6 protein-coding genes and 2 pseudogenes are annotated in these 8,417 nt (G+C 73.2%); 5 read left to right on the top strand and 3 right to left on the bottom strand.

The genetic code is table 11. From position 1 onward, the window contains the following. A pseudogene (locus ACLBXO_RS14390) lies at positions 1-105 on the bottom strand (capsular polysaccharide export protein, LipB/KpsS family); the annotation flags it as partial. Here ACLBXO_RS14390 and ACLBXO_RS14385 point away from each other — a divergent pair. The 3 genes and pseudogenes from ACLBXO_RS14385 to ACLBXO_RS14375 form a co-directional block, all read left to right on the top strand. Continuing rightward, positions 98-667: pseudogene (locus ACLBXO_RS14385) on the top strand (transporter associated domain-containing protein); the annotation flags it as partial. The pseudogenes ACLBXO_RS14390 and ACLBXO_RS14385 sit on opposite strands and share 8 nt — an antisense overlap. 88 nt (positions 668-755) lie before the next feature. After that, positions 756-2,384, top strand: coding sequence for an apolipoprotein N-acyltransferase (gene lnt, locus ACLBXO_RS14380; RefSeq protein WP_447685758.1), 1,629 nt, complete (start codon positions 756-758; stop codon positions 2,382-2,384). Next, positions 2,381-3,601, top strand: coding sequence for an MFS transporter (locus ACLBXO_RS14375; RefSeq protein WP_447685757.1), 1,221 nt, complete (start codon positions 2,381-2,383; stop codon positions 3,599-3,601). The genes lnt and ACLBXO_RS14375 overlap by 4 nt, the downstream gene beginning before the upstream one ends. Here ACLBXO_RS14375 and ACLBXO_RS14370 read toward each other — a convergent pair. Then, positions 3,553-4,029, bottom strand: coding sequence for a cupin domain-containing protein (locus tag ACLBXO_RS14370; protein WP_447685756.1), 477 nt, complete (start codon positions 4,027-4,029; stop codon positions 3,553-3,555). The genes ACLBXO_RS14375 and ACLBXO_RS14370 overlap by 49 nt on opposite strands. A gap of 83 nt (positions 4,030-4,112) precedes the next feature. Further along, positions 4,113-5,702, bottom strand: a complete 1,590-nt coding sequence (locus ACLBXO_RS14365; protein ID WP_447685755.1) for a catalase — start codon at positions 5,700-5,702, stop codon at positions 4,113-4,115. Positions 5,703-5,838: 136 nt separating this feature from the next. Between ACLBXO_RS14365 and ACLBXO_RS14360 the strand changes: the two genes are divergently transcribed. Then, positions 5,839-6,774, top strand: coding sequence for a LysR substrate-binding domain-containing protein (locus ACLBXO_RS14360; protein WP_447685754.1), 936 nt, complete (start codon positions 5,839-5,841; stop codon positions 6,772-6,774). 90 nt (positions 6,775-6,864) lie between these two features. Beyond that, positions 6,865-8,355, top strand: a complete 1,491-nt coding sequence (locus ACLBXO_RS14355; protein ID WP_447685753.1) for a lyase family protein — start codon at positions 6,865-6,867, stop codon at positions 8,353-8,355. Positions 8,356-8,417: the final 62 nt, after the last annotated feature.

Below are 8,417 nucleotides of genomic sequence, written 5' to 3'. Positions count from 1 at the left end.
CTGATGGGTCAGGCCGGCCATGTTGTAGATCGCGGTGCCGACCGCGTGGGTCGGGCAGCCCATCTCCAGGGACAGCATCCCCACCGTCGAGTTGACGATGACGACGACGCTCGCGGCGGCCCGCATCCAGCGGCCGGTCCTGTTCGTGCCGCCCTCCATGCCGGCGATCGACCTGCTGGTGCGGATGCAGGCCACCCGCACCCACATGGCGCTGGTCATCGACGAGTACGGCGGCACCGACGGGCTGATCTCCATCGAGGATCTGATCGAGGTCGTGGTCGGGGACATCGAGGACGAGCACGACGTCGCCGAGGACAAGTATGTCCAGCGCGTCGAGGGCGAGGGCGAGGTCTTCGTGGCCGACGCGCGCACGCCGCTGGCCGAGGTCTCCGAGGTGACGGGCGTCGACCTCGTCGCGGCCGTCGGCGAGATGGCCGAGGAGATCGACACGCTGGGCGGCATGATCGTGACCCTGGCGGGCCGCGTGCCGTCGCGCGGCGAGCTGATCGCCGGCCCCGGCGACCTCGAGTTCGAGGTGCTCGACGCCGATCCGCGCCGCCTCAAGCGGCTGCGGTTCCACAAGGGCGCGGCGCGCATCGGCAACGTCGTGCCCCTCGCCCTGCCCCCGCCCGCGAACGCTCCGGTCGCCGAGACGCCGCACCCGTGACGGTCGCGGCGTGACGAGCCTGGTGGACGGTTTCGCCCGGTCGACCGCGGCGGCCGGCGCGCCGATGCGCGGTCCGATCCCGGGCCCTATGTCCGATCCGGAGCGGGCGCGCGTGCCCGGCGCGGTGCTGGCGATCGCGCGCCTGACCGGGTGGCGCCGCCTCGGGCTGGCGTGGCTCGCGGGCGCCCTCGGCGCGCTGGCCATGCCGCCCTACGGACTCCTGCCGGCCCTCGCGGTCTCCCTGACGGTCGCGGTCTGGCTGCAGGACGGGGCCGCGGCCGACCGGACGACCCTCCGGCGTTTCGCGCCCTGCTTCCTGATCGGCTGGGCCTGGGGATTCGGCTACCTCACGGCCGGCCTCTGGTGGCTGGGACAGGCCTTCCTGGTCGAGGCCGACGAGTTCCTCTGGGCCCTGCCGCTCGGCGTGATCGGCCTGCCCTTCGTCCTCGGACTCTTCTACGGCGCCGGTTTCGGCGCGGCGGGCCAGCTCTGGAGCCGCGGCGCGGCGCGGGTCGCCGCCCTCGCCTTCGGGCTCGGCGCGGCCGACTGGCTGCGCGGCCACCTGTTCACGGGTTTCCCCTGGAACACCCTCGGGATGGCGCTGGCCCAGAACCTCTGGCTGATGCAGTGGGCGGCGGTGATCGGGCTCTACGGCCTGGGCATCCTGGCGGTGCTGGTCTGCGCGGCGCCCGCGACGCTCGCCACGGGCGCGAACCCGCGCGCCCGGTTCGGGCCGAGCGCGGCCGCCGCCATCGTGCTCGCCGGCCTGGCGCTGTACGGGGCCGAGCGGCTCGGGCCGCCCGACCCGGTGGTGGCCGGTGTCCGGCTGCGGCTCGTCCAGCCCAACCTGCCGCAGGACGCCAAGTTCAGGCCGGAGAACCGGGCCGACATCGTCGACCGCTACATCGAGCTGAGCCAGCGCCCGACGGAGGCCGGCGCGCCGGAGCCGACCCACATCGTCTGGCCGGAATCCGCCTTCCCGTTCCTGATCCAGCGCGATCCCGACGCCCTCGCCAAGGTGGCGGCCGGCCTCAAGCCCGGGCAGCACCTGATCACCGGGGCGGCCCGGGCCGAGGAGCCGCTGCCGGGCGAGCGCCTGCGCTTCTACAACGCCGTCCTGGTGATCGGCCCGGACGGCCGGATCTCCGACAGCTACGACAAGGTCCACCTCGTCCCGTTCGGGGAATACCTTCCCGCTCCCCTCGACGCCGCGCTGCGGGCCGTGGGCTTGCGCCAGTTCGTGGCGATCCCCGGCGGATTCTCGGCCGGAACGCTCGCGGCGCAGCGCGTCCTGACGGTGCCGGGCCTGCCGCCGGTCGCCGCGACCATCTGCTACGAGGCGATCTTCCCCGGCGCGATCCTGCCCGCGGGCCGCGCCGCCCCGGCGCCGCGGCCGCCGGGACTGATCCTGAACGTGACCAACGACGCGTGGTTCGGCGACACGCCGGGGCCGCGCCAGCACCTCGCGCAGGCGCGCCTGCGCGCCGTCGAGGAGGGGCTGCCGCTCGTGCGCGACGCCAATACCGGGATCTCCGCGGTGATCGACCCGCACGGCCGCGTCGTCGCCCGCACGGCGCTCGATACCGAGACCTGGCTCGACGCGGACCTGCCCGCCCGCATCGTCGGCGGCACGCTCTACGGCCAGTTCGGCGACGCCGCCTTCGCGCTGATGCTGGCGGCCTGCCTCGGCGGGGCCGTGATCGCGCGGCGGCCGTGAGTTCGGACAGGGCGACCGCGAACCGGTTCCTGCTCGGCCTCGCGCTGATGCTGGTCGCGTTCAACCTGCGCCCGGCGCTCAGCACGGTCGGCCCCCTGCTGGCGACGATCCGGGACGGCACGGGTCTCGGTGCCGGCGGCGCCGCCATCCTCACGACGCTGCCGGTCCTGTGCCTCGGCATCGCCTGCGCGCTGGCCGCGCCGCTGATCCGCCGGATCGGGCCCGACCTCGCGGTGCTCGCCGGCTCGACGATCCTCGTCGCCGGCCTGACGCTCCGCGGTCTCGGCGGCCTCGTGCCGCTCTTCGCCGGGACGGCGCTGGCGGCCATCGGGATCGGCCTCGACAACGTCCTGCTTCCGGCGCTGGTGAAGCGCGATTTCGCCGGCAACGGCGGCCTGATGACCGGTCTCTACACGATGACCCTGTGCCTCGGCGCGGCCGCGGGCGCCGGGGCGTCGGTGCCGGTGGAGCACGCCCTCGGCGGCGGCTGGCCCTCCGCCCTCGCGGTCTGGTCGCTGCCCGCGCTCGTGGCGGCCTTCGTGTGGATCCCGTTCGCCCGCCGGGCCGCCTCGACCGCCGCGCCCTCCGCCGGGCGGCTGCTGCGCAACCCGCTGGCGTGGTGGGTGACGGGCTTCATGGGTCTGCAATCCTCGCTCGCCTACATCCTGTTCGGCTGGCTGCCGCTCCTGTTGCAGGGCCGCGGGTTGACGCCCCTGAATGCCGGGCTCTACGCCTCGCTGGCGACGCTGGTGCAGGCGCCGGGCGCGCTGCTGGTCGCCATGCTGGCGGCCCGCGCCCGCGACCAGCGCGCCTGGATCGTCGTGATTCCCGGCCTGACCGCCGCCGCCTTCGTGGTCCTCGCCTTCGGGGCGGAGTCCCTGCGGATCCCCGCCGCCTGCGCGCTGGGCTTCGGGATCGGCGGCTGCTTCGGGCTGGGCCTGACGCTGATCGTGCTGCGCGCCGCGGACGCGGCGAGCGCCGCAGGCCTCTCGGCCATGGCGCAGGGCATCGGCTACACCTGCGCCGCGCTGGGACCGCTGGTCTTCGGCCTCGCCCACGAGGCCACCGGAGGATGGGCCGTGCCGGGCGCCCTGTTCGTCGGCATCACCGTCGCGGCGATCCTGATCGGGCTGGCCGCCGGACGTGACCTGAAGGTCAGCGCGGCCGATCAGCCGCCGACCGCGCTCCAGCCGGCGAACCCGGCCAGCGGTTCCTGATCGTAGCGGGCCATCAGGTCGATCATCGCGGCCGCGTCGCCGAGCCGGCCCTCCGCGGCGAGCCGGGCCAGACCCTCGAAGAATCCCTCGCGGCCGAGCGCCGGCGCGAAGCTCAGCGTGACGCGCACCGGCCGGTCGCCGCGGTTGGCGAAGGCGTGCGCGACGCCGGGCGGGATCAGCGCGAAGTCGCCCGGTCCGAGATCGTGATCCGCGCCGTCGACGTGGAGCGCGAGCCGGCCCGCCTCGACCGAGAACGTCTCGGTCAGCCGGGCGTGGCGGTGCAGTCCCGCGCCCGGCGTCCGGGGATCCATCGCGACCCGGTAGATGCCGAGGCCGTCGCCGGTCTCGTCGCTGCGCGCCAGATAGGAGACCCGCATGCCGCCGATGACGGCGTCCGGGCCGGGCCCGCGGTGCACGACACTCGCCATCGCCGCCTCCGTCCGTTCCGTAAACGAGAACCCCGCGCGGCCGGGTGACCGCGCGGGGCTGTGTCGTCGAGCGCGCGCGAGGCTTACTCGGCGGCGACCCGGTGCGCCTGCGAGCCGTCGGTCAGGGTCTCCGACTGTAGGCGCTTGCCCGGCGCGGCGCGGCCCGGCAGCGGCGGCAGGGCCTTGGCCTTCTCCAGGTCGATCCCGGCGCCCTCGGCGACGCGGCGGCCGTAATCCGCGTCGGCGTGCCAGAAGTGCCAGACCATCCGCAGCTGGATCGGCTCGGGGCACTGCTTCATGTCGGCCACGAGGTTGGCGATCAGGTCGTCGCGCTCCCAGTCCGCGAACGAGCGGTAGCGCACGCCGGCCTGGGTGTAGTCGTCCTCGGTCCGCGAGGTCTGGTAGCGGCCGAGATTGCCCTGGACCGGCTGGTGGTAGTCCTTGGCGGGCTTGGGCGCCTCCTGCAGGCCCTCGGCCAGCGTCGAGGGTTCGTAGTTGATGTGCTTGTTCGGGCCGGTGCCGTCGACCGCGTAGGCCATCTGGCCGTCGCGCTGATTCGAGAAGACCTTCACGCCGGGCTGGGGCGCGTTGATCGGCAGCTGCAGGTAGTTGGCGCCGACGCGGTAGCGCTGCGTGTCCGAGTAGGACAGCGTCCGGCCCTGGAGCATCTTGTCGTCCGAGAAGTCGATGCCGTCGACCAGCACGCCGGTGCCGAAGGCCGACTGCTCGACCTCGGCGAAGAAGTTGTCCGGCACGCGGTCGAGCACCATCCGGCCGCAGGGCAGCAGCGGGAACTGATCGACCGGCCACAGCTTCGTGTCGTCCAGCGGGTCGAACGACAGGTGGTCGTTCGGGCCGTCCGGCATGATCTGCACGGCGAACTCCCACTCGGGGAAATTGCCGGCCTTGATGTTGTCGTACAGGTCGCGGGTCGCGTGGCCGACATCCTTGGCCTGGATCTCGGAAGCCTGCTGCGAGGTCAGGTTCCGGACGCCCTGCTTGGGGATCCAGTGGAACTTGCAGAGCACCGCCTCGCCCTGGTCGTTGACCAGCTTGTAGGTGTTGACGCCCGAGCCCTCCATCTCGCGGTAATTCGCCGGGATGCCCCAGGGCGACTTCAGGTGCGTCACCATGTGGATCGACTCGGGGTGCTGCGCCACGAAGTCGAAGAAGCGCCACGCCTCCTGGCGGTTCGTCACCGGGTCCGGCTTGAACGCGTGGATCATGTCGGGGAACTTGATCGCGTCGCGGATGAAGAAGACCTTGAGGTTGTTGCCCACGAGGTCCCAGTTGCCGTCGACGGTCTTGAACTTGACCGCGAAGCCGCGCGGGTCGCGCTCGGTCTCCGGGCTCTCCTTGGCGCCGGCGACCGTCGAGAAGCGTACGAACATTGGCGTCTTCACGCCGGTCTCGTTCAGCACGCGGGCGCGGGTGTACTTGGAGGCCGGCTCGTCGCCGATCTTGCCGTAGGCCTCGAACCAGCCGTGGGCGCCGGCGCCGCGGGCGTGGACGACGCGCTCGGGGATCCGCTCGCGGTCGAAATGCGTGATCTTCTCGATGAACTGGTAGTTCTCGAGCGTCGCGGGGCCGCGCTCACCGACGGTGCGGGTGCTCTGATTGTCGCGGACCGGATGGCCCTGGCGGGTCGTCAGGATCGGGCGTTGATCGCTCATGCGTACCGTCTCTCCGTTCTGCGAAGGCTCTCGGTGGACAGCGAGGTCAGCCTGGAACCGTTCTGGTGAGGGGTTATGACCGCGGCATGACCCCGAGGCAAATGCATCGTCACAAAGGTTCTGATAGACGCAGCCTATGAACTTGGCCGGCCTGTCGCTCCGCGATCTCGAGTACGTCGTCGCCGTCGCCGACGAGGGGCATTTCGGCCGCGCCGCCGAGCGCTGCAACGTCAGCCAGCCGACGCTGAGCGTGCAGGTCCGCAAGCTGGAAACCGCGCTCGGCCTGACTTTGTTCGAGCGGTCGAACCGGCGGATCCTGCTCACCGAGGCGGGGCAGGCCATCGTCCGGCAGGCGCGGGTCGTCCTTGCGGAGGCGCAGCGGCTCCTGGCGCTGGCCAGCGAGGGCCGCGGCTCACCGCTCACCGGGCGCCTCGTGCTGGCGGCGATCCAGACCCTCGGTCCCTACTTCTTCCCGCTGGTGCTGCGGCCCCTGCGCGAGCAGTACCCGCTCCTGATGCTCTCGCTGTCGGAATCGCGCACGGCCGACATCGTGGAGGGTCTGCGCGACGGCCGCATCGACGCGGCCCTGGTCTCGTTGCCCCTGCCGTCGCAGGGGCTCGCGGTCTCGCCGCTGTTCGTCGAGCCGTTCTGGCTCGCCTGCCCGGTCGAGCACGCCCTCGCCCGGGGCGGCGCGCTCTCCGCCAACGAGATCGCGGGGCCGGACCTGCTGCTGCTCGACGAGGGGAATTGCCTGCGCGACCAGACGATCGCGGCCTGCGGCGCCGGCTCCTCGGTCGGCCGCCACGCCACCAGCCTGGAGACGCTCCGCTCCATGGTGGCGGCGGGCGCCGGCTACACGCTGCTCCCGGCCCTGGCGGTGCCGGCGAACCCCGATCCCACCGGCCTGACGGTCACCCGCGCCTTCGACGTCGACGGTCCGGGGCGGACCATCGCGCTGGTCTGGCGGGCGAGCGACCCCCGGTCCGCCGGGCTCGCGAGTCTGGCCGCCTTCTTCCGCGCGCACGCGCCGGCGGGCACGGCGGCCTGCCGCGACGGTGAGGCCGTCGCCTGAGCCGCCGCGGCCGCCCGCCTTGAGCGGTCGTGAATAGGAAGGCGGGCCGCAACGGGGCTATGAGGGCCGGTGACGACAGGGAGCGGCTCGATGCGGCGCACGATGGTCTGGGTCGCACTGGCGCTGCTGGTGCCCGCGGGGGCCCGCGCCGAGCCGAAGGACAGCTTCGCCCGGATCGACCAGATCAACCGCGCCTCCCTGGTGATGACGGTCGAGACCGGCATCGTGCCGCGGGCGCTGGGCGCGACCGTCGCCCGCGCCCTCGACCAGGTCGCCGCCGACGCCGCCAAGCCGGGTGCCGAGCGGCCGGACGACTACCTGCGGATCGAGCCGCTGATCACCGCCATCGCGGGGGCCGACGCCACCCGGATGCATTCCGGGCGCAGCCGCCAGGACATCATCCCGACGGTGCTGAAGCTCGAGCAGCGCGATCGCCTCCTGAACCTCGCCAAGGCGCTCGACGAGACCCGGGCGGCGCTGCTGGCGGTGGCCGAGCGCGAGGCCGACACGATCGTCCCGGCCTACACCAACGGGGTCCAGGCCCAGCCGACGACGCTCGGCCACGTCTACCTGGGCTACGCGGCCGCCCTCGCCCGCGACGCCGACCGCCTCCGTGAGACCTGGGCGCGGCTGAACCTGTCGCCCCTGGGCGCGGCTGCCCTGGGCACGTCGAGCTTCCCGGTGGATCGGAACCGGCTCGCGGCGCTGCTCGGCTTCGACGCGCCGGTGGAGAACAGCTACGATTCCGGTCAGCTCGCCCCGATGGACATGGGGCTCGAGCTGACCGGGCTCGCGGCCAATCTCGCGACCACGGCCGGCAGCTTCGCCCAGGACCTCTACGCGCAGTACCACCAGACCCGGCCCTGGATCCTGCTGCGGGAGGGCGCGCTGACCGGGCCGAGCAGCATCATGCCGCAGAAGCGCAACCCCGTCGCGCTCTACAGCCTGCGCATGAAGGCCAGCGACGTCGTGGGGGCCGCCCAGGCCTTCGTCATCATGGCGCACAACGTCGATTCCGGCATGCCGGACTACAAGCGCAACCAGGCCGAGCCGCCGGGGCGGACCCTGGCCGAGGCCGCCGAGATGTGCCGGCGCTGGACGCGCGTCCTCGACGGGCTGGTCGTGGACCGGGCGCGCGCCGCCGACGAGGTCGCGGCGGACTATTCCACCACCACCGAGCTCGCCGACACGCTCCAGCGCGAGGCCGACGTGCCGTTCCGGCTCGGCCACTACTTCGCGTCCGAGCTCGTGAGCTACGGCCGCAGCCACGACCTGCGCCCGGCCGACCTGCCCTTCCCGGAGGTGCGGCGCATCTACGCCGAGGCCGCGGCCGGGTCGGGGCTGAAGCCGGATCTGCCCCTCGACGAGACCCGCTTCCGGGCGGCGCTGTCGGCCCGCGGCATGATCGACGCCGCGAAGGGTCTCGGCGGCCCGCAGCCCGCCGAGGTCCGGCGGATGCTGGCCGCCGCGCAGGCCCGGCTGCGGACCGACCGCGCCTGGCTCGACGCCCGCCGCGAGGGCCTGGCCGACGCCCGGACGCGCCTCGACACCGCCTTCGCGGCCCTGACGCGCGAGCCCTGACTTCGGCGCGGGGGGGCCGTGCCGAAACTCTGCCGTGACAGGGCCAATATTGCGGTATAGCG

This window comes from Methylobacterium sp. C33D (assembly GCF_053345825.1).
This window is presented reverse-complemented; position numbering and strand designations above follow the sequence as displayed.

Coding starts and splice junctions, on each gene's coding strand:
- ACLBXO_RS14370 (WP_447685756.1), bottom strand. CDS start 4,029: ATGGCGAGTGTCGTGCACCGCGGGCCCGGCCCGGACGCCGTCATCGGC.
- ACLBXO_RS14365 (WP_447685755.1), bottom strand. CDS start 5,702: ATGAGCGATCAACGCCCGATCCTGACGACCCGCCAGGGCCATCCGGTC.
- lnt (WP_447685758.1), top strand. CDS start 756: ATGTCCGATCCGGAGCGGGCGCGCGTGCCCGGCGCGGTGCTGGCGATC.
- ACLBXO_RS14355 (WP_447685753.1), top strand. CDS start 6,865: ATGCGGCGCACGATGGTCTGGGTCGCACTGGCGCTGCTGGTGCCCGCG.
- ACLBXO_RS14360 (WP_447685754.1), top strand. CDS start 5,839: ATGAACTTGGCCGGCCTGTCGCTCCGCGATCTCGAGTACGTCGTCGCC.